The organism is Streptomyces sp. NPDC101776, from assembly GCF_044766845.1.
GTDB lineage: Bacteria > Actinomycetota > Actinomycetes > Streptomycetales > Streptomycetaceae > Streptomyces.
In genome coordinates this window covers 951,269-976,345 of sequence record NZ_JBIWMV010000002.1, presented here as the reverse complement: position 1 = coordinate 976,345, position 25,077 = coordinate 951,269, and the positions used below count along the sequence as shown (strand labels likewise).

The window sequence follows — 25,077 nt, the reverse complement described above, 5'->3', positions numbered from 1 at the left end:
ACCCCCGCGCGAACGCCCTACCGCGCACACGCGCGTAGGCTCCGTCTTGGGCCGCCACCAGCCCCCTGTGTCCACCGCCGCCGCAGGTCGGAAATAGGGTCGGTTGTCGGGCCCGGTCGACCCACCCCGTTCGACCACAGCAACTTCACACCGGAAGCGAGAATTCACCACTGTGACTGCTCTCACTCTCAGCACCGCCGCGGCGCCCGGCCTGCGGGCCGACGCGATCGTGATCGGTGTCGGCAAGGGCGGCAAGGGCCCGGTCGTCGCACCGGGCGCCGACGCCGTGGACAAGGCGTACAACGGCAAGCTCGCCGGCGTCCTGGAGACCCTGGGCGCCTCCGGTGCCGAAGGCGAGATCACGAAGCTGCCCGCACCGGCCGGCTTCAAGGCACCGCTCGTGCTCGCGGTGGGGCTCGGCAAGGAGCCCGAGGAGGGCGAGGCGTACGACGCCGAGGCGCTGCGCCGGGCCGCCGGTGTCGCCGCCCGCGCCCTCGCCGGCGCCAAGAAGGCCGCGTTCGCGCTGCCCCTCACGGACGCCGCCGACGCCGGCGCGATCGCCGAGGGCGCGCTGCTCGGCGCGTACTCCTTCGACGCGTACAAGGGCGGTGCCAAGGACGCGAAGGCGGGCGGCAAAGCCCCGCTCGGCGAGGCCGCCCTGCTCGGCGGCAAGCCGCGCGACAAGGAGTACAAGGCGGCCGTAGAGCGTGCTCTGGCGGTGACCGAGGAGCTCAACCGCGCCCGCGACCTCATCAACACCCCGCCGAACGACCTCGACCCGGAGGCCTTCGCGGCCGTCGCGCAGACCGCGGCGAAGGAACACGGCATCAAGGTCGAGGTACTCGACGAGAAGGCCCTGGAGAAGGGCGGCTACGGCGGCATCCTCGGCGTCGGCATCGGTTCCGCGGCCGGTCCGCGGCTGGTGAAGCTGTCGTACACGCACGCCGCGGCGACCAAGCACCTCGCGTTCGTCGGCAAGGGCATCACGTACGACTCGGGCGGCATCTCGCTCAAGCCGGCCGGGCACAACGAGACGATGAAGTGCGACATGAGCGGTGCGGCGGCGGTCTTCGCCGCCGTGGTCGCCGCCGCGCGGCTGGGACTTGAGGTCAATGTCACCGGCTGGCTGGCGCTCGCCGAGAACATGCCGTCCGGCTCCGCGACCCGTCCCGGTGACGTGCTGCGCATGTACAGCGGCAAGACCGTCGAGGTCCTCAACACGGACGCGGAGGGCCGGCTGGTCCTCGCGGACGCGCTGTGGGCGGCGTCGGCGGAGAAGCCGGACGCGATCGTGGACGTGGCGACGCTGACCGGGGCGATGGTTCTGGCTCTCGGGAGCCGGACGTTCGGGGTCATGGCCAACGACGATGCCTTCCGCGCGGCGATCGTCGACGCGGCGGAGGAGGTCGGGGAGCCGTCCTGGCCCATGCCGTTGCCTGAGCACCTGCGCAAGGGGATGGACTCTCCCACCGCCGACATCGCCAACATGGGTGAGCGGATGGGTGGCGGGCTGGTCGCGGGGTTGTTCCTGCGCGAGTTCGTGGGCGAGGGGATCGCCTGGGCGCACCTCGACATCGCTGGGCCGGCGTTCAACGAGGGCGGGCCCTTCGGGTACACGCCCAAGGGTGGGACCGGGTCTGCCGTGCGTACGTTGGTGCGGCTTGCGGAGTTGACTGCTGCGGGGGATCTGGGCTGACGTTTTTCGCCCAGTAGTTCGGCTCCTTGGGTGCGTGGGCGGCTGCGGGCCGGTTGTGGCTGGTCGCGCAGTTCCCCGCGCCCCTCGGGGGTCGCACCTAGGTGTCTCAACAATTCAGCGTCTCTCATGTGAGCGTGTGGTGTCTCACACCCGGGCCCGGCGTCTCGAACGGCCCCGACAAGTGCGAAGATGGGCTCGGCAGGACAGGGCCCCCACCACAGGGCCGATGAAAGAGCGGCCGGACACCAGCCGCCGCGCGGTCACTGAAGACCGGCGTACGGCGCACATGCATGGAGGACGTGACGTGGCGAACGACGCCAGCACCGTTTTCGACCTAGTGATCCTCGGCGGTGGCAGTGGCGGTTACGCCGCGGCCCTGCGCGGGGCCCAGCTGGGTCTGGACGTCGCTCTGATCGAGAAGGACAAGGTCGGCGGCACCTGCCTGCACCGAGGTTGCATCCCCACCAAGGCCCTGCTCCACGCGGGCGAGATCGCCGACCAGGCCCGCGAGAGCGAGCAGTTCGGCGTCAAGGCCACCTTCGAGGGCATCGACGTACCGGCCGTCCACAAGTACAAGGACGGCGTGATCTCGGGTCTCTACAAGGGCCTGCAGGGTCTGATCGCATCCCGCAAGGTGCACTACATCGAGGGTGAGGGCAGGCTCTCCTCCCCCACCTCCGTCGACGTCAACGGCCAGCGCATCCAGGGCCGTCACGTCCTGCTGGCGACCGGCTCCGTGCCGAAGTCGCTGCCGGGCCTGGAGATCGACGGCAACCGGATCATCTCCTCGGACCACGCCCTCGTCCTGGACCGTGTGCCGCAGTCCGCGATCATCCTGGGCGGCGGTGTCATCGGCGTGGAGTTCGCCTCCGCGTGGAAGTCCTTCGGCGCCGACGTGACGATCATCGAGGGCCTCAAGCACCTCGCCCCCCTTGAGGACGAGAACTCCTCCAAGCTTCTTGAGCGCGCGTTCCGCAAGCGCGGCATCAAGTTCAACCTGGGCACCTTCTTCTCGAAGGCCGAGTACACCGAGAACGGTGTGAAGGTCACCCTCGCCGACGGCAAGGAGTTCGAGGCCGAGCTGCTGCTCGTCGCCGTCGGCCGCGGGCCCGTCTCCGCCGGTCTCGGCTACGAGGAGCAGGGTGTCGCGATCGACCGCGGCTATGTCACGGTCGACGAGTACATGCGGACGAACGTCCCGACCATCTCCGCCGTCGGCGACCTGGTCCCCACGCTCCAGCTCGCGCACGTCGGCTTCGCCGAGGGCATCCTGGTGGCGGAGCGTCTGGCCGGTCTGAAGACCGTTCCGATCGACTACGACGGTGTCCCCCGGGTGACGTACTGCCACCCGGAGGTCGCCTCCGTGGGCATCACCGAGGCCAAGGCCAAGGAGATCTACGGCGCGGACAAGGTCGTCGCTCTGAAGTACAACCTCGCGGGCAACGGCAAGAGCAAGATCCTCAACACCTCGGGCGAGATCAAGCTCGTCCAGGTGAAGGACGGTGCCGTGGTCGGCGTCCACATGGTCGGCGACCGCATGGGCGAGCAGGTCGGCGAAGCCCAGTTGATCTACAACTGGGAGGCGCTGCCCGCCGAGGTCGCCCAGCTGATCCACGCCCACCCGACGCAGAACGAGGCGCTCGGCGAGGCCCACCTGGCACTGGCCGGGAAGCCTCTCCACTCCCACGACTGACCCCCTCGGTCGGACGACGACACAGACTTCCGCAATTCGTAAGGAGCAACCGAAACCATGGCGGTTTCCGTAACCCTTCCGGCGCTCGGTGAAAGCGTCACCGAGGGCACAGTCACCCGCTGGCTGAAGGCCGAGGGCGAGCGAGTCGAGGCCGACGAGCCGCTGCTCGAGGTGTCGACCGACAAAGTCGACACCGAGATCCCCTCCCCCGTCGCCGGCGTACTGGCCTCCATCAAGGTGGCCGAGGACGAGACCGTCGAGGTCGGCGCCGAGCTGGCCGTGATCGACGACGGCAGCGGCGCCCCTGCCGCGGCCCCCGCCCCCGCTGCCGAGCCGGCCCCCGTGGCCGCTCCGGCTCCGGTCGCCGAGGCCCCCGCGGCTCCGGCGCCCGCCCCGGCCGCGCCCGCCCCCGCTGCCGCCGCTCCGGCGGCCGGCGCCTCCGGTACCGACGTCGTGCTGCCCGCACTGGGCGAGTCGGTCACCGAGGGCACCGTCACCCGCTGGCTGAAGCAGGTCGGCGACGAGGTCGCGGAGGACGAGCCCCTCCTCGAGGTCTCCACCGACAAGGTCGACACCGAGATCCCCTCGCCGGTCGCCGGCGTCCTGCTGGAGATCCTGGTCGGCGAGGACGAGACCGCCGAGGTCGGCGCCAAGCTCGCCGTCGTCGGCGCCCCGGGTGCCGCTCCGGCGGCCGCCCCGGCTCCGGCCGCACCGGCGCCCGCTCCGGCGGCTGCCGCTCCGGCTCCCGCCCCCGTCGCACCCCCGGCTCCGGCGCCCGCTCCGGTCGCCGCCGCTCCGGTCGCGGCTCCGGCTCCGGTCGCCCCCGCCGCCCCGGCCCCCGCGCCGGTCGCCGCTCCGGCTCCGGTGGCCCCGGCCGCTCCGGCACCCGCCGCCGCCCAGGCGACGGACGACGGCGCCTACGTCACTCCCCTGGTGCGCAAGCTCGCGTCCGAGAACGGCGTGGACCTGTCCACCGTCAAGGGCACCGGCGTCGGCGGCCGTATCCGCAAGCAGGACGTCCTCGCCGCCGCCGAGGCCGCGAAGGCCGCCGCCGCTGCTCCGGCTCCCGCAGCCGCCGCCGCTCCGGCCGCCGTCGCCGCGAAGAAGACGCCGACCCTGGAGGCCTCTCCCCTCCGTGGCCAGACCGTCAAGATGCCCCGCATCCGCAAGGTCATCGGCGACAACATGGTCAAGGCGCTGCACGAGCAGGCGCAGCTGTCCTCGGTCGTCGAGGTCGACGTCACGCGCCTGATGCGCCTGCGCGGTCAGGCGAAGGACTCCTTCGCGGCCCGCGAGGGCGTCAAGCTCTCCCCGATGCCGTTCTACGTCAAGGCGGCGGCCCAGGCGCTGAAGGCCCACCCGGCCATCAACGCCCGGATCAACGTCGACGAGGGCACGATCACCTACTTCGACACCGAGAACGTCGGTATCGCGGTGGACTCCGAGAAGGGCCTGATGACCCCGGTCATCAAGCACGCGGGCGACCTGAACATCGCCGGTATCGCCAAGGCCACCGCCGAGCTCGCGGGCAAGGTCCGGGCGAACAAGATCACCCCGGACGAGCTGTCCGGCGCGACCTTCACCATCTCCAACACCGGTTCGCGCGGCGCGCTCTTCGACACGATCATCGTGCCCCCGAACCAGGTCGCGATCCTCGGCATCGGCGCCACGGTCAAGCGCCCGGCCGTCATCGAGACCGAGGACGGCACGGTCATCGGCGTCCGCGACATGACGTACCTGACCCTCTCCTACGACCACCGCCTGGTGGACGGCGCGGACGCCGCCCGTTACCTGACGGCGGTCAAGGCGATCCTGGAGGCGGGCGAGTTCGAGGTCGAGCTCGGCCTGTAGTCAGCAGCCGCCCGGCCAGTTGTTCGTACGGTGCCCCCATCCTGGAGCTCTCCGGGCGGGGGCACCGTGCGTTTCCCGCTGTTCCTACCGCGGCCGCAGCGCCCTGTCGCTCCACAGCACCAGCGTCTCCACCCACACGTTCGGGATGTCCAGCTTCGGCGCGGGCGTCAGATGCCGGGCGCGGTACGCGCGCAGTACGTCGTACGTGGCGTCCAGGCAGTCCCGTGAGGTGAGTTTCCCGGTCCTCGGGTCGATGCCGACGAGGAAGCCTCGGGCCTCCACCTTCCCGACCATGGCCCGGGCCGCGCCCACGTCACCGGTCGACGAACCGGTGCAGCGGTAGCGGCTGTACGGGTGGGTCGAGTGCCCGGGATAGTGGGCGTCCCGGGACATGTCGCTCAGCATCCGGGCGTACGATCCCGTCGTGTGCCAGGCGCCGATGTCGCCGCCCGGCGGGGTGTAGAGCTTGTTGGTGGGGTTCTCGACGGCGCCGTACTCCCATGTGTTCGTGCCGGTGATCCGGAAGCCCCAGCCGACATGACCCAACTTCTGGGCGCCGTCCGGTTTCACGAAGACACAGGCGGCGCCGGAGCCGCCGGCGGCGGTCATGTTCCGTACGGGCGTGGTGGTCACCCCCACCGCGTGCGAGGGCGTCGGCCGACACCCGGTCATCCCGGTGGCCAGCGCCGCCATCATCACCAACCCCAGCCCCACGTTCCGAAAACCACTGTTCATGTCGTCCCCCGACGTGCCGAGGGGTGCCTCTCACGGGACCCCCTGCCGACCGCCACACCACAAGGGGCCGGGTCGGTTCTGCCGGTGACACGGTGGTGACGGCTCCGCGCCGGACCCGGTACGGGTCTTTACACAGGACACCGCCCCGACAGCGTGTAAGTCTCGTCTCACCTGCATGAAAGCGCCCCCGTGCGCCCCTCCCGAGCGGGCGTGCGGCCTTATTGTCTAAACGTCAAACGCCCTTAAGGAGCTCTCATGACCGCGCCCGTCGTCCACTCGCTGCGCGAACAGATCCGCGAGCACATCGTGGAGGGGATCGTCAGCGGGCGCTGGAAGCCGGGCGAGCGGATCGTGGAGCGACGGATCGCGACGGAGCTGGAAGTCAGCCAGACGCCGGTGCGGGAGGCGTTGCGCGAGCTGGAGTCACTGCGGCTGATCGAGTCCGCGCCGAACAAGGGCGTACGCGTCCGGAATCTGACCGCGGCCGACCTGGAGGAGAGCTACCCGGTGCGGGCCGGCCTGGAGGCGATCGCGGCGGAGCTGGCGGCGGAGAAGCTGGCCGAGGACTGCTCGGCACTCGAACCGCATGTCGCCGCCCTCTACGAGGCGGACCGCGACGCGGACGGTACCGGCCAGGTACGGCACACCGTCGGCTTCCACCGCGAGCTGGTCCGAGCGGCCGGCAACTCGGTGCTGCTGCACACCTGGGAGGGCCTGGGCATCGAGGTGTTCACCGCCCTGTCGATCCGCTGGCTGGGCACCGTGCAGCAGTCCTACGCCGAGGAGCACGAGGAACTGGTGGCCGCATTCCGCCGCCGGGACCCGCGCATCGCGGAACTGGTCAAGGCCCACGTCCTCGGATGCGCACCCCGCCCCTGAGATCCCACCACCACGCCACCACCCGGCCGTCCGCACACTCGCCCCGCACGACCCCCAGCCCGCACGCCACCCGACGAAGTCGGCACCAGGCCCAAACCACGCCCAGCCCGGACGACACTCAGCCCGGACGACACTCAGCCGGAACGGCGCACAGCCGGCACAGCGGCTAACCCGAACCACGCCCAGCCGGGACGACACTCAGCCCGGACGACACTCAGCCGGAACGGCGCTCAGCCGGGACAGCGGCTAACCCGAACCGCGCACAGCCGGGACGGCGCTCGGTCACGACGGCATACAGCCGAGACGGCGGCCAGCCGGGACGACACCCGTGCCAGGACAGCGGTCAGCCGGGACGACACTCCCCGGACCCCGGACAGCCAAGACGGCGGCGCTCGGCGAAGGCAGTCAGCCAGGACGGCGACCAGCCCAAACCGCGCTCAGCCACAACGCCGCTCAGCCACGACGGCGGCGAGCCCGAACGACACTCGGCCCAAACCGCCCACAGCCACAACGGGCACTCGGCCACGACGGCGCACAGCCACAACGGCGCTCAGCCGGGACGACGCTCGGTCACGACGGTGCACAGCTGAGACGGCGGTGAGCCGGGACGGCACCCGTGCCAGGACGGCCGTCAGCCGGGGCGACACACACCCCGGACCCCGGACAGCCAAGACGACGTTCGGCGAAGAAGGCGGTCAGCCAGAACGGCGACCAGCCCGAACCGCCCACAGCCAAGACGGAGCACAGCCGGGACGACACCCGGCCGGGACGGCACGCGGCCCGGTCAGCGGTCAGCGGTCAGCCAGGACGGCAGTCTCCACCGGCCGCACCCACCACAGCCCGCCCAACTCCACCCCACCCCACCCCGCCCCACCACAGCCCACTCCGCCCCACCACAGCCCACCCCGCCCCGACCCCCCAACACCGGAGCACTCCCCCGCTCAAAAGCCCCCTCCCACCTGCGAAAACCCCGCCAAACCAAGACACCCGGTGCCGCCGCCGGAGGCACCCCGTGCCGACTTTCCGGTATTCAAGATATTTTGCCCGGGAACCTTTGATCGATCATCGATCAGGGAGTTACAGTCACCGACGGGCTCCCACCACAGGGCCCGCCGCCCTGTCCTGCCAAAGACCAAGGGCACCCCCGAAATCCCCTTGCCGATGAGGGAACCCCCCTTCGACCGAGGAAGGCGGCGTTATGACCGACCCCTACGCCATCCAGCCGAGCGAGCTCGACCAGCTCCCGGACCGCGACCCCGAGGAGACCGCCGAATGGCAGGCCTCCCTGGACGCCGTCACGCAGGCTGCGGGTCCGCACCGTGCCGCGTATCTGATGCGCCGCACACTGGAGCGCGCGGAGGGCAACGGACTCGCGCTGCCCAAGCTGCTTGAGACGGACTATCTCAACACCATCCCGACCGCCGCCGAGCCGTCCGCGCCCGGCGACGAGGCGCTGGAGCGCCGGATCACCGCGTGGAACCGCTGGAACGCGGCGGCGATGGTGACCCGCGGCGCGAAACACGGCGTCGGCGGCCACATCGCGACCTTCGCGTCCGCGGCCTGGCTGTACGAGACCGGCTTCAACCACTTCTTCAAAGGCAAGGAATCCGCGGAATCACCGGGTTCCGGCGACCAGCTCTACATCCAGGGCCACGCCTCCCCCGGCATCTACGCCCGCGCCTTCCTCGACGGCCGCCTCACCGAGGCGCACCTCGACAACTTCCGCCAGGAGGCCGGCGGCAACGGCCTCCCGTCGTACCCGCACCCCCGCCGCCTCCCCTGGCTGTGGGAGTTCCCGACGGTGTCGATGGGCCTCGGCCCGCTGTCCGCGATCTACCAGGCGCGCTTCAACCGCTACCTCACCGCGCGCGGCATCAAGGACGTCTCCGAGTCCCACGTCTGGGCCTTCCTCGGCGACGGCGAGATGGACGAGCCCGAGTCGACGGCGGCCCTCGCACTGGCGAGCCGTGAGGGTCTGGACAACCTGACCTTCGTCATCAACTGCAACCTCCAGCGCCTCGACGGCCCGGTCCGCGCGAACTTCAAGATCGTGCAGGAACTGGAGGCCCAGTTCCGCGGCGCCGGCTGGAACGTCATCAAGTCCCTGTGGGGCAACGCCTGGGACGAGCTGTTCCGCCTCGACACCACGGGCGCGCTCGTACGACGGCTGCGCGAGGTACCCGACGCCCAGGTGCAGACGTACCAGACGCGTGGCGCCGCCTACATCCGCGAGGACTTCTTCGGCAAGGACCCGGCGCTCGTCGAGCTGGCGAAGCTGCTCAGCGACGACAAGATCCTCGAGTGTTTCCACCTCTCGCGCGGTGGTCACGAGGCGCGCAAGGTGTACGCCGCGTACAAGGCGGCCGTAGAGCACAAGGGCGGCCCGACGGTCATCCTCGCGCAGACGGTCAAGGGCCACACGCTCGGCGAGGGCTTCGCGTCGAAGAACGCCAACCACCAGATGAAGAAGCTGTCGACGGACGAGTTCAAGCAGATGCGTGATCTGCTCGAACTCCCCATCAAGGACAGCGACTTCGTCGACGGGGTCGTTCCCTACGGCCACCCCGGCGTCGACTCCCCCGAGGTCCGTTACCTCCAGGAGCGCCGCGCCGCGCTCGGCGGTCCGGCCCCCGCCCGTCGTACGCACGCGCTGCCCGCGCTGCCCGCCCCCGCCGAGAAGACGTTCGCGTCCTTCGACAAGGGCTCGGGCTCGCAGAACGTGGCCACCACCATGGCCTTCGTCCGTCTCGTCAAGGACCTGGTCCGCGACAAGGAGACCGGCAAGCGCTGGGTGCCGATCGTGCCGGACGAGGCACGGACGTTCGGCATGGAGTCGCTGTTCCCCTCCCTCGGGATCTACTCCCCCAAGGGCCAGACGTACGAGCCCGTCGACCGCGACCAGCTCATGTACTACAAGGAAGCCAAGAACGGTCAGATCCTCAACGAGGGGATCACCGAGGCGGGCTCCATGGCGGACTTCATCGCCGCGTCGACGTCGTACGCGACGCACGGCGAAGCGATGATCCCCTTCTACATCTTCTACTCGATGTTCGGCTGGCAGCGCACGGCCGACCAGATGTGGCAGCTCGGCGACCAGCTCGGCCGCGGCTTCCTCGTCGGTGCGACGGCGGGCCGTACGACGCTGACGGGCGAGGGGCTCCAGCACGCGGACGGGCACTCGCCGGTGATCGCGGCGACGAACCCGGCGGCGATGTCGTACGACCCGGCCTTCGCGTACGAGGTCGCGGCGATCGTGCGCGACGGCATCCGCCGGATGTACGGCGAGGCGGCGCCGGGTGAGGACCCGAACGTCTTCTACTACCTCACCGTCTACAACGAGCCGATCCCGCAGCCCGCCAAGCCGGCCGGCCTCGGTATCGACGAAGGCATCGTCAAGGGCCTCTACCGCTTCAACACGGCGGAATCGGCGGGACTTTCGCCCGCTGCCAACGCGGCGCGCATCCAGCTCCTCGGTTCCGGTACGGCGATCCACTGGGCGCTGAAGGCGCAGCGGTTGCTCGCCGAGGACTGGGGTGTCGCGGCCGACGTCTGGTCGGCGACGTCCTGGACCGAACTGCGGCGGGACGCGCTCGACGCGGACGCGGCGTTGCTGCGCGGCGAGGAGCGGGTGCCGTACGTCCGGCAGGCGCTGCACGGCGCCGAGGGTCCGGTGCTCGCCGTCTCCGACTACATGCGGCAGGTTCCCGACCAGATCGCGCAGTGGGTCGAGCAGGACTGGTCGTCGCTGGGCGCGGACGGCTTCGGCCTGTCGGACACGCGGGACGCGGCTCGCCGGTACTTCGGTGTCGACGCGGAGTCGATCGTGGTCGCCGCGCTCGCCCAGCTGGCGCGGCGCGGGGAAGTGAAGGCGACGGCGGTGAAGGAAGCGCGGGAGCGGTACGGGTTGTAGGGGTTGTTTCTTCGCCCCCGCCGCCTCTACCCGTCCCGTCCCTGGGGGCTGCCGCCCCCAGACCCCCGCTTCGGCCTGAACGGCCTCGTCCTCAAACGCCGGACGGGCTGAAAGTCCAGCCCCTCCGGCGTTTGAGGAGCGGGGGTCCAGGGGGCAGAGCCCCCTGGCGGGGTCTGGGGCGGAGCCCCAGGAGGATGGGACGGGTAGAGGCGGCGGGGGCGAAATCCCTCATCATGAGACCCATGCGCGCTGCCCGCCTCATCAAAATGGTGCTGCTCCTCCAGTCCCGCCCCTCGATGACCGCCGCCGAGCTGGCCCGCGAGCTGGAGGTCTCCGAACGCACCGTCACCCGGGACGCCCAGGCGCTGTCGGAGGCGGGCGTCCCCGTGTACGCGGACCGGGGCCGGGCCGGCGGATACCGGCTCGTCGGCGGATACCGGACCCGGCTCACCGGCCTGGCCCGCAACGAGGCCGAGGCGCTCTTCCTGAGCGGAGTACCGGGAGCGTTGCGCGAGATGGGCCTGGAGGACGCCGCGTCGGCCGCCCGCCTGAAGGTGTCGGCGGCCCTGCTCCCGTCCCTGCGGGACGCCTCCCGCGCGGCGGCACAACGCTTCCACCTGGACGCCCCGAGCTGGTTCACTGAACCGAAGACCCCCGAACTGCTCCCGGTCGTGGCGGACGCCGTGTGGGACGACCGCAGGGTGCTCGCGCGCTACCGCCGCGGCGACTCCGCCGTCGAACGCGAGCTGGACCCGTACGGCCTCGTCCTCAAGGCGGGCATCTGGTACCTGTGCGCACGGGTGACCGGCCGCGATTCCTACCGGGTGTACCGGATCGACCGCTTCACGGCGGTGGATCTCGTCGACGGCGACCGCTTCACACGGGAGAAGGACTTCGACCTGCCGGCGTTCTGGGAGGAGCAGGCGGAACAGTTCGCGCGCTCGATCCTGCACACCGAAGTGGTGGTACGACTCTCCCCCGACGGCGCGCGAAGACTCCCGTACACCGTCGATCCGGTCACGGCGAGGGAGGCGCTGGAAGCGGCGGGCCGTCCCCGGAGCCACGACGGGTGGGTGACGGTGACCCTGCCGGTGGAGTCCGAGGAGGTGGCACACGGCCAGCTCACGGGGCTGGGCCCGGAGGTGGAGGTGCTGGCGCCGGAGGTACTACGGGTACGGTTCGCGCGGGACGCGGCACGGCTGGCCGCGCTGTACGGGTCATGACGGCCCCGCACCCCCCGCCAACGATCCGCCCCGCACCGCCCGACACCGATCCGCCCCGCGCCACCCGCCAATGATCTGCCCCGCACCGCCCGATAACGATCTGCCCAGCGCCAGGTGACAATCCGCCCCACTCCACATGCGCACCACCCCTCCAGGCCCGATGCTTGACCCGTGATGGACGAGACGGAGTTCTGGGAGCTGGTGGACGCCACCCGCGAGGCCGCCGAGGGCGACCCCGAGGAGCAGGCCGACCTGCTGGTGGACCGGCTTCTGCTGCTGGACCCGGAGCTGGTCCTGGACTTCGCCCGGCACTTCGAGGCCCGCTACAACCGCGCCTACACCTGGGATCTGTGGGGTGCGGCGTGGGTGCTGCTCGACGGGGCGAGCGACGACGCGTTCGACTTCTTCCGGTGCTGGCTGATCGGCCAGGGCCGCGAGGTGTACGAGGGTGCGGTCCACGATCCCGACTCGCTGGCCGAGGCCCTGGACGACTTCGACGACGAGATCGACGGCGACGGGGAGGAACTGGGGTACGCGGCGGACGAGGCGTACGAGCAGCTCACCGGCGTCGTCGCCCCCGACCTGGGGATCCCGCCGCCGCCCGCCGAGCCGCTCGGGGCGGCGCTCGACCTGGAGAACGACGAGGTGCTGGCGGAACGCTTCCCGAAGCTGCGGGAGAGGTTCCGGCAGGAGTGAGCACGAGGGAACGGGGTACGGCGATGGATGCCCCGTCCGCCGTCAGTCCCTGATCCCAGTGAGGTCGCCGTGGCCCGAATACCGTACCCGGAGCGTTCCGCCGAGGCCGTCGACAGACTCCCCACCCCGTTGAACGCGTTCCGCATGCTCTCCCACGCTCCCGAACTGCCGGGCCCCGCCATCGAGTTGGGGCTGGCCGTGCTCGGTTCGTCGTTGCCGGTGCGGTTGCGCGAGCTGGTGGTGATGGCGGTGGCGGCACACACGGACTGCGCCTACGAGATCGTCCAGCACCGCCCGATCGCGGTGCACGCGGGGCTCACGGTCGACCAGTTGGCGGCGGTCGTCGAACTCCGCCCCGAGGAAGGCGAGTTCGACCCGGTCGAGTCGGCCCTGCTGACGGCGACGGACGAACTCCTGACCCGACACACCCTCACGGACGCCACGTTGGGCACCCTGCGCAAACACCTGACGGACCGCCAGGTGGTCGAACTGATCACGACGGTCGGCTACTACACGATGCTGGCCGGCCTCATGAACGGCCTGGGCGTGGACATCGACCCGGCGGGCGAACAGTACTTGGAGATGGGCAGGCACTGAGCGTGCCGGAGCGGATGCGCTCCCGCCTGTTACCAGTTGGTGCGGATACCAGGATCACCACGCTCTGGCACCCCCATGAGCCGGTCCGCAGAGTGGTGGTGTCACGGAGGCGCACATCACTGTTCCGGAGGTCACCGCCATGCCCACCACCACGTCCACCACCATGACCCTGAAGTCGACAGTCGCCCTGGTCACGGGTGCCAGCAGCGGTATCGGGCAGGCCACCGCGCGCCGGCTGGCGGCCGAGGGGGCCGCCGTCGTGCTGGTCGCTCGGCGGCAGGACCGGATCGACGTGCTGGCCAAGGAGATCGCCGAACTGGACGGCAGGGCGGTCGCGTTGGCCGCCGATCTCACGGATGCCGACGCGGCCGCCGGCCTCGTCGCCACTACCGTCGAACGGCTCGGCCGACTGGACATCCTGGTCAACGCGGCCGGTGTCATGTTCACCGGGGACTCGGCGCAGGCCTCGCTGGGTGACTGGGAGCAGATGGTCGACATCAACGTGAAGGGGCTGCTGTACGTCACCAAGGCCGCGCTGCCGCACCTGATCGAGGCCGCCGTCTCCAGTCCGCGGCGGGTCGCCGACGTGGTCAACATCAGTTCGATCGCCGGCCGCTACGCCATCCCGTCCGGCGCGGTGTACAACGCGACGAAGTTCGGCGTCACCGCCGCGACCGAGGCCTGGCGGCAGGAGTACGCGCGGCGCAACGTCCGCTTCTCCGTGGTCGAACCGGGCCTCACCGAGACCGAGTTGTTCGCCCACCAGGAGCAGGCCGTGCGGGACCGTATGGCGGCCAGGTTCGCCGACGTGGAGCAACTGCACGCCGACGACGTCGCCGAGGCCGTCGAGTACGTCGTCACCAGCCCGCGCCGCCGAGCCGTGGCCGAGATCGTCATCCGCCCCACCGACCAGGTCTGAGCGAGCGGCCCCGCCGTATCCGGTTCCCCTCCGTAACGGCGGGTCGACCCATGTGTCACAGAGCCGTCCTGATGCCCCGCCGGTCACAACGCCCACCGATCCCCGGATGTCCTACGGAGCGACAACGCCCGCTCGGCACAACCGAGTTGGGCGACGAGATCGCCGCTTCCCGGTCCCCGGAGGACACATGTTCCCGATCGTCCGCCCGCGCTCGATGATCCTGCTCGGTGCCGCCGTCGTCGTCGTGGGAGCCGCCGTACTGGGCGGAACCCTCCTGCTGGTCGGACAGGACGCGGAGGGCAAGGACCTCAACGACCCGGACCCACAGGCGGTGAGCACGGTCTCCGTCTGCTCGGACGTGAAGGTCCACGCATGGGTCACGATGAACGTCGGGACGGTCGCCGAGCCCGACAACAAGAACGTCGACTACGACATCGACGCCACCCGGCACGACCACGACCCCTTCGGCCTCACCCTCGCGAAAGGGTGCAACAGCGCGGCCGGAGCGTTCAGTTCGCGCGTGAAGCTCAGGGCACCCGGCCTCGACAAGGGCCGACCGCTCTACGTCACCGCACCGGCCGACCGCCGCCACGTCCTGGTCGTCCGCCTCACCCGGCACACCGACGGCACGGTCACCAGCACCCAGGAACTGGTCGCCGCGCGCTGATGACGCAGCTCAGGGGAACCCCAGGCCGTTGTGCCGTCCGACCAGCGTGATTGGATCCTGGTACCGCGGCCCGACAAGAACGCTTGCGGCATGAACGGGATCCGCGGCGGGAAATGAGAACGAGTCAGTCAGCAGTGGCCGTGGCCATGACGCTGTCCCTGGCAGCCGTGGTTCTCACCGCGTGCGCCAACTCCCGTACCGGCGACGGCGAGTCCCAGGGCAAAGCCCTGGACGGAGGAACGCAGTCGCAGGCGGAACTCGGCTTCGAGCATGCCCAGGTCGGCCAGGAGTACTGGGTGAGTCTGCCCGGGACGAGCAACGTGCCGTCGACTCCGGTGACCCTTCTGAACGCCGAGATCGTCCATGTGCCGAAGGGGCTCAGAGTCCTGGAATACAAGGCGGTCAGCGAGAAGGACACCGACGGCCATGCGATGGGCGTGTCCCTCGTCGGCGATCGGGCCACAGCGGAAATGGACCACGCCCGTAACCACGCGGGCCGTTCGATCACCGTGAAACCGACCTGAGGTGCGTCACACAGATCCGGCTCGGCGAAGCGCTGAGGAGCGGCCACTGAAGGGCATGTCGCCGCTCGGCTCCCGCCGGTGGCTGTCTCAGGCGGCGGTCCGGCGCCGTGACGTGTCCGTCGAGATGTAGGCCTGGTTCTGGTCGGCCCGTACCGAGTGGTGCATCGGCGCCGCGTTGGCCTGGTCGAGCGCGGAGGCCGTGACGGCGGCCGGGCCGAGGATGACGGTAGCGACGGCGCAGACAACGGCCCACGGCCCACGGGCGGACTTGGCCCAACCTGCCGACTTCTCCGTGGTGTTGGAGTGACTGCTGTTCATGTTCCCCACCTCCGTGTCAGTGCGTGTGCATGACGATAGGGAGCTTGTTTCGGTGGACCCGGTGAGTTGCCTGCGAGAAACCTGTGAGCGCGTGACCGCTGTCAGGCGCGCAGCGGCGACGGATACCGGTGTCGACACCTCGCGGCAACAGGTCCCCACACTGCTGTCGCCGGGCGACGAGGAAAGCCGAGCGGACATCCGCGTTACTAACATCAATGTTAGTAACTTTGATGTTAAGTTCGCCGGTATGGGCAACTTCGTAGGACGGGTACGCGAGCTCGACACCCTGGACCGTGAGCTGGGCAAGGTGGCGGCCGGGGTCGGCGGCGAGCGGCCGGGGCGGTGCGTGATGCTGCGGGGGCGTCGCCGTGTGGGCAAGTCGCGGCTCGTCGAACGCTTCGCCGAGCGGTCCGGTGTGCCGTTTCTCTTCTACGCCGCCACGGGAGCGTCGCCGCACGCCGATCTGGAGCGGTTCGCCCAGGACGCGCAGTCCTCGAATCTGCCCCTCGCCGGCCTGCTCGCCTCGGCCCGCCCCGCGAACTGGGACGCCGCCCTCGACGTACTGGCGGCGGCTCTGCCGCACGACCGGCCCAGCGTGGTGGTCATGGACGAAGTGCCGTATCTGATGGACGCGGAGGGCGCGTTCGAGGGCACGCTGCAACGGGCCTGGGACAGGCTGCTGGAGACGAAGCCGGTACTGCTGGTCCTCATCGGCTCCGACCTGTCGATGATGGAGGCGCTGAACAGCTACGGCCGTCCGTTCCACCAGCGAGGCCGGGAGATGGTGCTGGGGCCGCTCAATCCGGCGGAAGTGGGCGCGATGCTGGGCCTGGACGCGGCCGGAGCGTTCGACGCGGCCCTGGTCACCGGCGGGCTGCCCCTGATCTGTGCGGAATGGCCGCACGGCGCCGGGCTGTGGGACTTCCTGTCGGCTGCCCTCAGCGATCCCGTCTCGGCGCTGCTGGTCTCGGCGGAACGCTCGCTGGCCGCCGAATTCCCTCAGCAGGTGCAGGCACGCGCGGTGCTCGCGGCGATCGGAAGCGGCGAGCGGACCTTCACCAACATCGCCCGTGCGGCCGGCGGAATCAGTGCGACCCCCCTCAACAGGTCACTGGGGATCCTCGCGGACAAGCGGGTGATCGCGACCGACCTCCCCCTGTCCACGCGGCCCTCGAAGGACCGTCGCTACCGGGTCGCCGACCCCTATCTCCGCTTCTGGCTGAAGCTGCTCGGCCCCGCGATGGAGGAGATCGAGCGGGGCAGGGGTGATCTGACCTTGCGACGCGTCCGGGACAACTGGACCAGTTGGCGGGGCCGGGCCGTCGAACCCCTGGTACGCGAGGCACTGGCCCGTCTGCTGCCCGACGGGGGCCTTCCGGCGGCGCCCGCCATCGGCGCGTACTGGACCCGTACAAACACCGTGGAGATCGACCTCGTCGGAGCCGACCGGGCTCCCATCGCCAAGGAGCTGCTCTTCGTCGGCTCTGTGAAGTGGCTGGAGAACGCGCCGTTCGACCGCCACGACCTCGCTGCGCTGCATCACCATCGAGCCGCCCTCACGCACGACCCGGTCCCGGTGGTCGCGGTCTCGCGCAGCGGAACCGACTGCACGGGGCTCGACGCGGCGTACGGCCCGGCGGACCTGCTCGCGGCATGGCCCGCCTGAGTCACTTCCCGGCGGCGAAACCCACGAACGCCGCCCATGAGCAGCTCACCGCCTGGGGGTATCCCGAACTCGCCGACGGCGCGACGCTCTGCGTGACCGGGATGCCGGCCAACGTCCAGCGCCACGTGAAGTCCCCGGAGTGCGAACTACGCCTCCGCACCCTCCCGGAAGGCGGGGTTCGCGTGGCCGTCGCCGACCGTTCGCCCGAACTGCCCGTCTGGTACACCGAACCCGACTGGGATACGGAGAGCGGACGGGGCGTCTACCGGATCGCGTCCGTGGCCGGCCAGTGGGGTGTCACGCCCCGGCAGGGCCGACGCGGCAAGCAGGTGTGGGCGGAGTTCACAGCCGTGAAGTCTTGACCCCTCCGGTACGCCCCGGCTTACGGTGGCCGCCGCCGAACAGGAGCGTCGTGCCCATGACCAGCCCGTACGTGAAGGGGATCACCCGCGAGGAGCACCTCGACCATCTCCGGCTGCACCCCGACGCGAGCCATCTCCAGATCCCCGAGTGGGCCGACGTGAAGCCCGACTGGACCGCGGAGAGCGTGGGTTGGTTCGAGGGGGATGTGATGGTCGCCGTCGCGCTCGTGCTGTACCGGGCGTTTCCCGGCACCGGACGCTTCCTCGCCTACCTTCCGGACGGCCCCGCGATCGACTGGCACAGCCAGCGCCTGGAACGCTGGCTCGACCCACTGCTCGCGCACCTGGAGAAGGAGGGCGCGTTCTCGGTCCGGATCGGCCCGCCGCTCGCCGTCCGGCACTGGGACGCGGCCACCGTCGCGGCGGGCGTCGCCGACCCCGCCGTACGGCATCTGCGGGATCTGCCGACGGACGGCCTCGACGGGTACGCGCTGGACGCGGCGGAGCGGCTCAAGCGGTTGGGGTGGCGGCGGTGCAAGGAGAACGAGGGCAGCGGATTCGGACTCGGGCAACCACGGTACGGGTGCCGAATTCCCTTGACCGGGCGGTCCGTTGACGAGTTGCGCCGGAGTCTCGCACCGCACTGGTTGCAGGCCCTCCAGACCGCCGAGGGTGGCGGTGTCGGTGTCTTCTGGGGCTCGGCGGACGACCTCCCCGCGTTCCATCGCCTGTACCGGGCCACGGCCGAGCGGGACGGTTTCAAGGCCCGCCCCCTGGACTACTTCCGGCGCATGTGGCAGGCCCTCAACGCCGAGGAGTCCGACCGGCTGCGGATCTATCTCGCCGAGTACGACGACGAGGTGCTGTCCGCCGCCCTCATGATCAGCGTCGGCCCCCGCGTCTGGCACTCCTACCCCGCGTCCGGCCGCCGGGGCCGCGAACTCCGCCCCAGCAGCCTCCTGTTGTGGCGCATGCTGTGCGAGGCCCTGGACTCCGGCGCCGACACCTACGACCTCCGCTCCATCACCCCGTCCCTCGACCCCACCAACCACCTCCTCGGCCGCCTCCTCTTCAAGACCGGCACGGGCGCCCAGGCAGTGGAGTACTTCGGGGAATGGGAACGCCCGGTGGGCACCCAAGGGAAGGTCCTGCAACGGGCGTTGGGGGTCTATCTCGGGCGCAGGTAACGGCCTTTGGGGGCGCGGGGAACTGCGCGCCCAGCCCCCACCGACCCGCACCCGGCATCCGACCGAGCGGGGCCCGGGGGCGCAGCCCCCGCGGATGGGACGGGTAGGGGCGGCGGGGGCGATCAACTCCGCCCCTGCAACCGCGCCGCCACCCCCCGAACCTCCGGCAACCGCCCCAACAACGCCGCCCCCGGACAACTCGTCATGTACCCGTCCTTGTGCCCCGCCAGCGCAGGCAGCACGGCAGTCGTCCCAGACGCGTACCGACTGAGGTTGTTACTGGACACCAGCCGCGCCTTGGACCGCGGATCCACATCCGCCAGCCCCAACTTCCACGCCGCCAGCGCGGCGATCGCATCCGTCATGGCCCGAGGCACAGCCATCCCCGCAGTGAACGTCCCGATCGCCGCGATCCCGGCAGTCCGGTGGTTGAACCCCTGCGTGTGCGCGCCGGTGACCGCCCGGTCGACACCCCCCGCCCGCCCCTCGTAGATCGTCCCGCAGTGGTCGACGAGGAAGTTGTAGCCAATGTCGTCCCAGTCCCGGACGCCGGTCTGCCCGGCGTAGAGGTAGCGGATGACGCGGGGCACGTCCGCGCAGTCGTAGCCGTTGGGCGAGTCGGTGTGGTGGACGAACACGGCGACGACCTTGTCGTCGTAGCGCGGCGGCGGCTGCGCGTGCCGCGAGAGGGCGTCGAGCCAGGCCGAACGCGGGACGATGCGCGGTCGGGGCGCGGTGTGCTGGAGCGCGACCGGGTGGGCCGCGAGCGGGGGGTGCGCGGCGGCGGAGGCCTTGTGTCCGATGCCGTTCGCGCACAGGGCGAGCACCAGGACGGCGGCGAGACCGGGGAGGCAGGCCAGCAGCACGAACGCGGAACGGGGTACCCGGGGTATTCGTACCCGCTGCCGCCATCCTCGTGCACCCGGCGTTCTTCTCTGGACACGCATGGTCACACTCTCGGCCGGATTCGCTCCGCCCGCGATGTGTGCTGTGCCACCCGGTGGAACCATCGTCCTGGTCCGGCACGTTTCTGGGGGTACACGCACGCGTGGAGGTTCCTGGGGGGCCACGCGCGCGTGACTGATCAGTGCGCCCGTTCCTCGCGTACTAAGGGTTCCGAGAGAAAGGCGGCTCCGTGGACCTGCTCGACCTGCTGTTGTTGCTGGTGATCCTCGCCTACGCGGCGTCGGGGTACCGGCGCGGCCTCGTCGCCGGATGTGTGTCGCTCGCCGGGTTCGTGGGCGGTGCGGTCGTCGGCGTGTGGGTGCTCCCGTGGGTGATGGACCTGGTGACCCCGGGGACGACGACGGCGACGGTGACGGCCGTGCTCACCGTGCTGACCCCGGCGGTGGTCGGGCACGAACTGGCGGGGCGGCTCGCGCTGAAGCTGCGCAGGGAGCTGGACCAGGGGCCGCTGCGGGTGGCCGACGGGATCGGCGGGGCCGCGGCGAACTCGGTGGCGGTGATGATCGTGGCGTGGGTCGCCGCGAGTGTGCTCGGCGCCTCCTCGTCCGCGACGGTCACGACGGCGATCCAGGACTCGACGCTGCTCGGCAGCGTGCAGAAGCTCATGCCGGAGGCGACCCCGACCTGGTTCTCGCGGGCCACCTCCGCGCTCACCGAGGCGGGCTTCCCGCAGGTCTTCAACCCGTTCGAGAACGAGTCGACGGCCGAGGTCGCCAAGCCCACCGGCGACAGCGTCACGGCCGCCGCGACGAACGCGTCCAAGCGGAGCACGGTCAAGATCGAGGGCTCCTCGGGCACCCAGGGCCGCGAGGGCAGCGGCTTCGTGTACGCGTCGCAGCACGTGATGACCAACGCCCACGTGGTGGCCGGCATCGACAACCCGACCGTGCGTATCGGCGGGGTCGGGCGGTCGTACGAGGCACGGGTCGTCCTCTTCGACCCGAACAAGGACGTCGCCGTGCTGTACGTGCCGGGGCTGAAGGCACCTGTCCTGAGCTTCGACGACAGCGCCTCGCGCGGCGACTCGGCGGTGGTCGCGGGCTATCCGCAGGACGGCGACCTGAACCTCCAGGCGGCGACCGTCGCCAACCGCGTGAACGCGACCGGGCAGAACATCTACAACAACGGGACGGTCACCCGCGAGATCTACTCGATCCGCTCCACCGTCCGCCCCGGGAACTCCGGCGGCCCGCTCCTGACCACCGGCGGCAAGGTCTACGGCGTCGTCTTCGCCCGCTCCACCTCGGACGACGAGACGGGGTACGTGCTGACGGCCGACGAGGTCTCCGGGGACGCGCGGAAGGCGGCGACCGCGACGGCCGAGGTGGACACGGGCGACCTGGTCACGTCGTAGGCCAGCAGATCACCAGGTCACCGGTTCACAGGGATCGGCCCATCAGCACGTCGTCCACGTACTGCCCGTCGAGCAGGAACTCCTCGGGCAGTACGCCCTCGACGACGAAGCCCTCGGCCTCGTAGAGCTTTCGCGCCGGCGCGTTGTACCCGAGCACGCGCAGGGTGAGCCGGCGCGCGCCCCGGCGCCGGGACTCCTCGACGGCGGCCCGGACCAGCGCCCGGCCGACCCCCTTTCCGCGCGCCTCGTCGGCGACGGCGAGCCCCTGGATCTGCCGGACGTGCGCGTTGCACGCGAGCTCGGTGGCGGGGACCAGCCGGATGTAGCCGACGATCCGCCGGTCGAGTTCGGCGACCAGGTGCTCGCCGGGCAGATGCCGCTCGTCGAAGAAGGGGCGGTACGGCGGCTGCGGCCGGGACTGGACCGAGTGCAGGGGCGACCAGGCGGCGCGGTCCAGCGCGGCGAGTTCCTCTTCGTCGTCGGGCAGGGCGGTGCGTATGTACGGCTCGGACATGCGGGCCACCCTACGACGGCGAACGGCGGAGTCCTCATGGGGTTTTTACCGATCGGCGGGGCAGGATGGGCGCCATGGAACGCTCGCGAATCGCGGTGACCGGCGCCTCCGGTCTGATCGGCAGCGCACTGGTGCGGTCCCTGACCGCGGACGGGCACGAGGTGGTGCGCCTGGTGCGGCACGGCGCCCGGGGCGCGGACGAGGTGTGCTGGGACCCCGAGGGGCAGTACGTGGACGCGGCCGGGCTCGACGGCTGCGACGCCGTGGTCAACCTCGCCGGCGCCGGGGTCGGCGACCACCGCTGGACGGACGCCTACAAGAAGACGGTCCGCGACAGCCGCGTCCTCGGCACGGCCGCCCTCGCGGAGGCCGTGGCCGCACTGGACCGGCCGCCGCGGGTGTGGGTGAACGGCAGCGCGATCGGCTTCTACGGCGAGACGGGCGACCGCGCCGTGGACGAGGACGCGCCTCCGGGTGACGGTTTCCTGCCCTCGCTGTGCGTGGAGTGGGAGGAGGCGACGGCACCCGTTCAGGAGGCGGGCGTACGGACGGTGTTCGCGCGGACCGGTCTGGTCGTGGCGCGCGAGGGCGGCGCGTGGGCCAAGCTGTTCCCCCTCTACAAGGCGGGCCTCGGCGGCCGGTTCGGCGACGGGAAGCAGTACTGGTCGTTCGTCGCGCTGCACGACGAGGTCGCCGCGATCCGCCACCTCATCGACACCGAGGGCCTGTCCGGCCCGTTCAACCTCACCGCCCCGAACCCGCTGACGAACCGTGAGATCTCGGCGGCGATGGGCCGGGTGCTGCACCGGCCGTCCCTCTTCACCGTTCCGGCACCCGCGCTGAAGGCGGTGCTCGGCGAGATGTCGGGGGATGTGCTGGGGAGTCAACGGGTGCTGCCGAAGCGGCTGTTGGAGTCGGGCTTCACGTTCGCGTTCCCGGAGATCGAGGGGGCGATCCGGGCGGCGTTGTGAGCGCCGGGCGGTGAGGACGGGGCGGTGACGGCGGGCACGGGGATACCGGTCGCCTGGCACAGAAGAGCGCGGCGGAACAAAGAACTCGGCCTGGATCAACGGGACTTGAAGAATGACGGCCATGCGGACCGGTCGCCGACGAGCCGTACTCGGCGGAACTCCGCCCGATGGTGCACTGCCACCACCTCGGGCGGGTCTTCACGGCGGCCGTCCCCTTGAGCGCCGCTCAGCTGATCGAGACCGCGGCGGAAGCGGACCGGCTGAGCGTGTGCGAGGACCACGGCGTCTGGCAGCCCGTCTCGCAGGGCTTCGCCGAGGAGTGCCCGGACTTCCTCTGACAGCGAGGGACGCGTTCGCACCCGTTGATGACGCTCGGCGACCGTATGCGACCGCCGTGCGACCGTGCCCTGCGTATGCGCGACTCCCCTTGACCGATCACGGCCCTAACCTCGACCCGAACTCGGGTATCCCTGGAGGCTGTTGGGGGCATGACGTCTCCACCGGCCGCGCAACCTCGAGGAGGGGCACGTGCTTGAGCCCGCGTACCAGGCGGACGTCGTCGTCGTGGGAGCCGGGGTCGCCGGACTCGCCGCGGCGCATCGGCTGATCAGCGCAGGAGTAACGACCGCAGTCCTGGAGGCCGCCCCTTACGTGGGGGGCCGTATGTCGACCGAGAAGGTCGACGGGTTCCGGCTCGACCGGATCGGACAGTTCCTGTCCACCTCGTACCCCGAACTACGCCTGACCCCGGGCCTGGACGCCCTGGTGCTGCGCCCCTTCGCACCGGGGGTCCTCCTCCACAGCGACGGCCGCCACCACCACGCGGGCACCCCGGCGCCCGGAGGGAGCGCGTGGGGCGCACTCCATGCCGTACGCGCCCTGGCGAGCGCCCCTCGGGTGGGGGCGGTACCGAGGGTGCGGACGGGGTCCACGTGGGGTGGAGCGGCACGGAGGGGCTCCTTCTGGGGCGCGCCGGTGACGAAGGGACGAGCGGGCTCCCCCTGGGGCGGCCCGACGGCGAGGGGCCTCGGAGGCGCCGCCCGGGCCGCGGCCGCACCGGGGGACGGGACGGGCGCTTCGAGGAGTGGGCCGACACCCGGGGACCGGGCAGACACCTCCGGGGACGGGACGACCCTCACCGACCGGGCCGGAACCCCTGCGACAGGGCCCGCGCCCAAGTCCCGGACCGCGTCCCGGGGCGGGCTGACGGGCGCTTCCTGGGAGGCGCTCAGGGACCGGGCCGGCGCCCCCTGGGGCGGGGCGCCTGCCCGTGACCGGGCCGGTGCCCCTCCCGGCGGCCGTACGGACCCCTCCTGGGGTGGCCCCACGCTCAAGGACCGGCCCGTGGACGCCCGAGGGGCCGCCGCCGTCCCCAGGTCCCGGGCCGGTGCCCCGCTCGGTGGCCCCGTGGACCAGGCCCGGCTCGGAACCGCGCTGTCGCGCCTCGCGGGCACCCCGGTCGAACGGCTGCTGGCGCGGCCCGAGTTGGCGGCAGGGCAGGCGCTCGCGGCGCGCGGGGTACCCGCGCGCACCATCGACGGTTTCCTGCGCCCCCTGCTCGCCGCGCTGCTCTGCGACCCGGAGTTGACGACCTCCAGCCGGTGCGCGGACCTCGCGCTGCGCGCCTTCGCGGGCGGACGGCTGTGTCTGCCGGAGGGCGGCGCGGAGATGCTGCCCGAGGTGCTCGCCGCGGCGCTGCCGCCGGGGACCGTGCACACCGGCGTGCGCGTGACGGCCGTATCGACGACGTCGGTGACCACCGCCGAGCACGGCGAGATCCGCTGCCGGGCCGTGCTGGTCGCGACGGACGCGCGCGCGGCGGCCGAACTCCTGCCCGGCCTGCGCGTACCCGACTTCCACCAGGTCACGGTCGTCCACCACACGACCGACGATCCGCCCGCGACCGGAGCCGCCCTGCTCCTCGACTCCGACCGCGGCGGCCCGGTCGCGCACACGGCGATCGTCAGCGAGGTCGACCCGAGCCGCGCGCCCGCCGGCCGCGCCCTCGTCTCCTCGACGGTCCTGGGCCCTCCCCCACCGGACGTCGAGACCGCCGTACGCACACATCTCGCACGTCTCTACGGCACCTCGACCACCCGCTGGGAAACCCTCGCCGTGCACCACACCGCCACGGCGGTCCCCGTCATGCGCCCCCCGCACGATCTACGGCGTCCCGTACGGCTGTTGGCCGGCCTCTACGTCTGCGGCGATCACCGGGACACGAGCACGGTGCAGGGCGCCCTGCACTCGGGACACCGGGTGTCGGCGGCGATCCTGGCGGACCTGGGCGCGGCGGGCTCGATGCACAGGGCGGAGCAGATGCAGACAACGACACAGGCCGCCTGAAGG

General features: G+C 71.2%; 22 protein-coding genes and 1 pseudogene. 19 read left to right on the top strand and 4 right to left on the bottom strand.

What is annotated here, in order from left to right; translation table 11 throughout:
* Nucleotides 1–172 precede the first annotated feature (172 nt).
* The 3 genes from ACIRRY_RS10130 to sucB all read left to right on the top strand — a co-directional run bounded on the left by ACIRRY_RS10130 (nucleotide 173) and on the right by sucB (nucleotide 5,240).
* The gene (locus ACIRRY_RS10130; RefSeq protein ID WP_403970152.1) at nucleotides 173–1,696 is read left to right on the top strand and encodes a leucyl aminopeptidase; all 1,524 of its coding nucleotides are present in this window, start codon (nucleotides 173–175) and stop codon (nucleotides 1,694–1,696) included.
* Nucleotides 1,697–2,000: 304 nt separating this feature from the next.
* On the top strand, nucleotides 2,001–3,389 hold the full coding sequence (gene lpdA / locus ACIRRY_RS10125) for a dihydrolipoyl dehydrogenase (RefSeq protein ID WP_200691806.1): 1,389 nt from the start codon (nucleotides 2,001–2,003) through the stop codon (nucleotides 3,387–3,389).
* 57 nt (nucleotides 3,390–3,446) lie between these two features.
* Nucleotides 3,447–5,240 carry a 2-oxoglutarate dehydrogenase, E2 component, dihydrolipoamide succinyltransferase gene (sucB, locus tag ACIRRY_RS10120; protein ID WP_403970149.1) on the top strand — a complete coding sequence of 598 codons (1,794 nt, stop codon included), beginning with the start codon at nucleotides 3,447–3,449 and terminating at the stop codon, nucleotides 5,238–5,240.
* A gap of 84 nt (nucleotides 5,241–5,324) precedes the next feature.
* Here the strand turns inward: sucB and ACIRRY_RS10115 are convergent, their stop codons facing one another.
* On the bottom strand, nucleotides 5,325–5,975 hold the full coding sequence (locus ACIRRY_RS10115) for a hypothetical protein (protein ID WP_403970146.1): 651 nt from the start codon (nucleotides 5,973–5,975) through the stop codon (nucleotides 5,325–5,327).
* A 255-nt stretch (nucleotides 5,976–6,230) separates the two neighbouring features.
* Between ACIRRY_RS10115 and ACIRRY_RS10110 the strand changes: the two genes are divergently transcribed.
* The 8 genes from ACIRRY_RS10110 (at nucleotide 6,231) to ACIRRY_RS10075 (ending at nucleotide 15,390) form a co-directional block, all read left to right on the top strand.
* Entirely contained in the window at nucleotides 6,231–6,854 is a 624-nt protein-coding gene (locus ACIRRY_RS10110) for a GntR family transcriptional regulator (protein WP_019065401.1), read from the top strand.
* A gap of 1,198 nt (nucleotides 6,855–8,052) precedes the next feature.
* The gene (gene aceE / locus ACIRRY_RS10105) at nucleotides 8,053–10,764 is read left to right on the top strand and encodes a pyruvate dehydrogenase (acetyl-transferring), homodimeric type (RefSeq protein ID WP_403970143.1); all 2,712 of its coding nucleotides are present in this window, start codon (nucleotides 8,053–8,055) and stop codon (nucleotides 10,762–10,764) included.
* A gap of 242 nt (nucleotides 10,765–11,006) precedes the next feature.
* Complete coding sequence (locus tag ACIRRY_RS10100) at nucleotides 11,007–11,987, top strand: helix-turn-helix transcriptional regulator (RefSeq protein ID WP_403970140.1); 981 nt, start codon at nucleotides 11,007–11,009, stop codon at nucleotides 11,985–11,987.
* 174 nt (nucleotides 11,988–12,161) lie between these two features.
* Nucleotides 12,162–12,683, top strand: coding sequence for a DUF4240 domain-containing protein (locus ACIRRY_RS10095; RefSeq protein WP_403970873.1), 522 nt, complete (start codon nucleotides 12,162–12,164; stop codon nucleotides 12,681–12,683).
* Nucleotides 12,684–12,752: 69 nt separating this feature from the next.
* A complete protein-coding gene (locus ACIRRY_RS10090) occupies nucleotides 12,753–13,280 on the top strand; it encodes a carboxymuconolactone decarboxylase family protein (RefSeq protein WP_403970137.1) in 528 nt (175 codons plus the stop codon).
* 139 nt (nucleotides 13,281–13,419) lie between these two features.
* Nucleotides 13,420–14,199 carry an SDR family NAD(P)-dependent oxidoreductase gene (locus ACIRRY_RS10085; RefSeq protein WP_403970134.1) on the top strand — a complete coding sequence of 260 codons (780 nt, stop codon included), beginning with the start codon at nucleotides 13,420–13,422 and terminating at the stop codon, nucleotides 14,197–14,199.
* Nucleotides 14,200–14,386: 187 nt separating this feature from the next.
* Nucleotides 14,387–14,866, top strand: a complete 480-nt coding sequence (locus ACIRRY_RS10080; RefSeq protein ID WP_403970131.1) for a hypothetical protein — start codon at nucleotides 14,387–14,389, stop codon at nucleotides 14,864–14,866.
* Nucleotides 14,867–15,012: 146 nt separating this feature from the next.
* Entirely contained in the window at nucleotides 15,013–15,390 is a 378-nt protein-coding gene (locus ACIRRY_RS10075; protein WP_403970128.1) for a hypothetical protein, read from the top strand.
* Between the two features lie 87 nt (nucleotides 15,391–15,477).
* Here ACIRRY_RS10075 and ACIRRY_RS10070 read toward each other — a convergent pair whose 3' ends face one another.
* Complete coding sequence (locus ACIRRY_RS10070) at nucleotides 15,478–15,708, bottom strand: hypothetical protein (protein ID WP_403970125.1); 231 nt, start codon at nucleotides 15,706–15,708, stop codon at nucleotides 15,478–15,480.
* A 247-nt stretch (nucleotides 15,709–15,955) separates the two neighbouring features.
* Here ACIRRY_RS10070 and ACIRRY_RS10065 point away from each other — a divergent pair, with 247 nt between their 5' ends.
* The 3 genes from ACIRRY_RS10065 to ACIRRY_RS10055 are packed head-to-tail and all read left to right on the top strand — an operon-like array spanning nucleotide 15,956 to nucleotide 18,923.
* Complete coding sequence (locus ACIRRY_RS10065) at nucleotides 15,956–17,374, top strand: ATP-binding protein (protein WP_403970122.1); 1,419 nt, start codon at nucleotides 15,956–15,958, stop codon at nucleotides 17,372–17,374.
* Nucleotides 17,362–17,736, top strand: coding sequence for an ATP-binding protein (locus ACIRRY_RS10060; protein ID WP_403970119.1), 375 nt, complete (start codon nucleotides 17,362–17,364; stop codon nucleotides 17,734–17,736). Before ACIRRY_RS10065 ends, ACIRRY_RS10060 begins: the two co-directional genes overlap by 13 nt.
* A 56-nt stretch (nucleotides 17,737–17,792) precedes the next feature.
* On the top strand, nucleotides 17,793–18,923 hold the full coding sequence (locus ACIRRY_RS10055; protein ID WP_403970116.1) for a lipid II:glycine glycyltransferase FemX: 1,131 nt from the start codon (nucleotides 17,793–17,795) through the stop codon (nucleotides 18,921–18,923).
* A gap of 122 nt (nucleotides 18,924–19,045) precedes the next feature.
* Here the strand turns inward: ACIRRY_RS10055 and ACIRRY_RS10050 are convergent, their stop codons facing one another.
* Complete coding sequence (locus ACIRRY_RS10050) at nucleotides 19,046–19,870, bottom strand: peptidoglycan recognition protein (protein ID WP_403970113.1); 825 nt, start codon at nucleotides 19,868–19,870, stop codon at nucleotides 19,046–19,048.
* Between the two features lie 188 nt (nucleotides 19,871–20,058).
* Between ACIRRY_RS10050 and ACIRRY_RS10045 the strand changes: the two genes are divergently transcribed.
* Nucleotides 20,059–21,243 (top strand): MarP family serine protease, encoded by a 1,185-nt coding sequence (locus ACIRRY_RS10045; protein WP_403970110.1) that lies wholly within the window; start codon nucleotides 20,059–20,061, stop codon nucleotides 21,241–21,243.
* A 25-nt stretch (nucleotides 21,244–21,268) separates the two neighbouring features.
* Here ACIRRY_RS10045 and ACIRRY_RS10040 read toward each other — a convergent pair whose 3' ends face one another.
* Nucleotides 21,269–21,757, bottom strand: a complete 489-nt coding sequence (locus ACIRRY_RS10040; protein ID WP_403970107.1) for a GNAT family N-acetyltransferase — start codon at nucleotides 21,755–21,757, stop codon at nucleotides 21,269–21,271.
* A gap of 74 nt (nucleotides 21,758–21,831) precedes the next feature.
* On the opposite strand from ACIRRY_RS10040, the gene ACIRRY_RS10035 reads away from it, so the two are divergent.
* The 4 genes and pseudogenes from ACIRRY_RS10035 to ACIRRY_RS10020 all read left to right on the top strand — a co-directional run bounded on the left by ACIRRY_RS10035 (nucleotide 21,832) and on the right by ACIRRY_RS10020 (nucleotide 25,074).
* Nucleotides 21,832–22,728: a TIGR01777 family oxidoreductase gene (locus ACIRRY_RS10035; RefSeq protein WP_403970104.1), complete on the top strand. Its 897-nt coding sequence runs from the start codon at nucleotides 21,832–21,834 to the stop codon at nucleotides 22,726–22,728.
* Nucleotides 22,729–22,895: 167 nt separating this feature from the next.
* Nucleotides 22,896–23,066 (top strand): hypothetical protein, encoded by a 171-nt coding sequence (locus tag ACIRRY_RS10030; protein WP_403970100.1) that lies wholly within the window; start codon nucleotides 22,896–22,898, stop codon nucleotides 23,064–23,066.
* Nucleotides 23,067–23,256: 190 nt separating this feature from the next.
* A pseudogene (locus tag ACIRRY_RS10025) lies at nucleotides 23,257–23,532 on the top strand (FAD-dependent oxidoreductase); the annotation flags it as partial.
* 171 nt (nucleotides 23,533–23,703) lie between these two features.
* Nucleotides 23,704–25,074, top strand: coding sequence for an FAD-dependent oxidoreductase (locus ACIRRY_RS10020; RefSeq protein WP_403970871.1), 1,371 nt, complete (start codon nucleotides 23,704–23,706; stop codon nucleotides 25,072–25,074).
* Nucleotides 25,075–25,077 lie beyond the last annotated feature (3 nt).

Coding starts and splice junctions, on each gene's coding strand:
- sucB (WP_403970149.1), top strand. CDS start 3,447: ATGGCGGTTTCCGTAACCCTTCCGGCGCTCGGTGAAAGCGTCACCGAG.
- ACIRRY_RS10115 (WP_403970146.1), bottom strand. CDS start 5,975: ATGAACAGTGGTTTTCGGAACGTGGGGCTGGGGTTGGTGATGATGGCG.
- ACIRRY_RS10110 (WP_019065401.1), top strand. CDS start 6,231: ATGACCGCGCCCGTCGTCCACTCGCTGCGCGAACAGATCCGCGAGCAC.
- aceE (WP_403970143.1), top strand. CDS start 8,053: ATGACCGACCCCTACGCCATCCAGCCGAGCGAGCTCGACCAGCTCCCG.
- ACIRRY_RS10100 (WP_403970140.1), top strand. CDS start 11,007: ATGCGCGCTGCCCGCCTCATCAAAATGGTGCTGCTCCTCCAGTCCCGC.
- ACIRRY_RS10095 (WP_403970873.1), top strand. CDS start 12,162: ATGGACGAGACGGAGTTCTGGGAGCTGGTGGACGCCACCCGCGAGGCC.
- ACIRRY_RS10085 (WP_403970134.1), top strand. CDS start 13,420: ATGCCCACCACCACGTCCACCACCATGACCCTGAAGTCGACAGTCGCC.
- ACIRRY_RS10080 (WP_403970131.1), top strand. CDS start 14,387: ATGTTCCCGATCGTCCGCCCGCGCTCGATGATCCTGCTCGGTGCCGCC.
- ACIRRY_RS10075 (WP_403970128.1), top strand. CDS start 15,013: ATGACGCTGTCCCTGGCAGCCGTGGTTCTCACCGCGTGCGCCAACTCC.
- ACIRRY_RS10070 (WP_403970125.1), bottom strand. CDS start 15,708: ATGAACAGCAGTCACTCCAACACCACGGAGAAGTCGGCAGGTTGGGCC.
- ACIRRY_RS10065 (WP_403970122.1), top strand. CDS start 15,956: ATGGGCAACTTCGTAGGACGGGTACGCGAGCTCGACACCCTGGACCGT.
- ACIRRY_RS10060 (WP_403970119.1), top strand. CDS start 17,362: ATGGCCCGCCTGAGTCACTTCCCGGCGGCGAAACCCACGAACGCCGCC.
- ACIRRY_RS10055 (WP_403970116.1), top strand. CDS start 17,793: ATGACCAGCCCGTACGTGAAGGGGATCACCCGCGAGGAGCACCTCGAC.
- ACIRRY_RS10050 (WP_403970113.1), bottom strand. CDS start 19,870: ATGCGTGTCCAGAGAAGAACGCCGGGTGCACGAGGATGGCGGCAGCGG.
- ACIRRY_RS10040 (WP_403970107.1), bottom strand. CDS start 21,757: ATGTCCGAGCCGTACATACGCACCGCCCTGCCCGACGACGAAGAGGAA.
- ACIRRY_RS10035 (WP_403970104.1), top strand. CDS start 21,832: ATGGAACGCTCGCGAATCGCGGTGACCGGCGCCTCCGGTCTGATCGGC.
- ACIRRY_RS10030 (WP_403970100.1), top strand. CDS start 22,896: ATGGTGCACTGCCACCACCTCGGGCGGGTCTTCACGGCGGCCGTCCCC.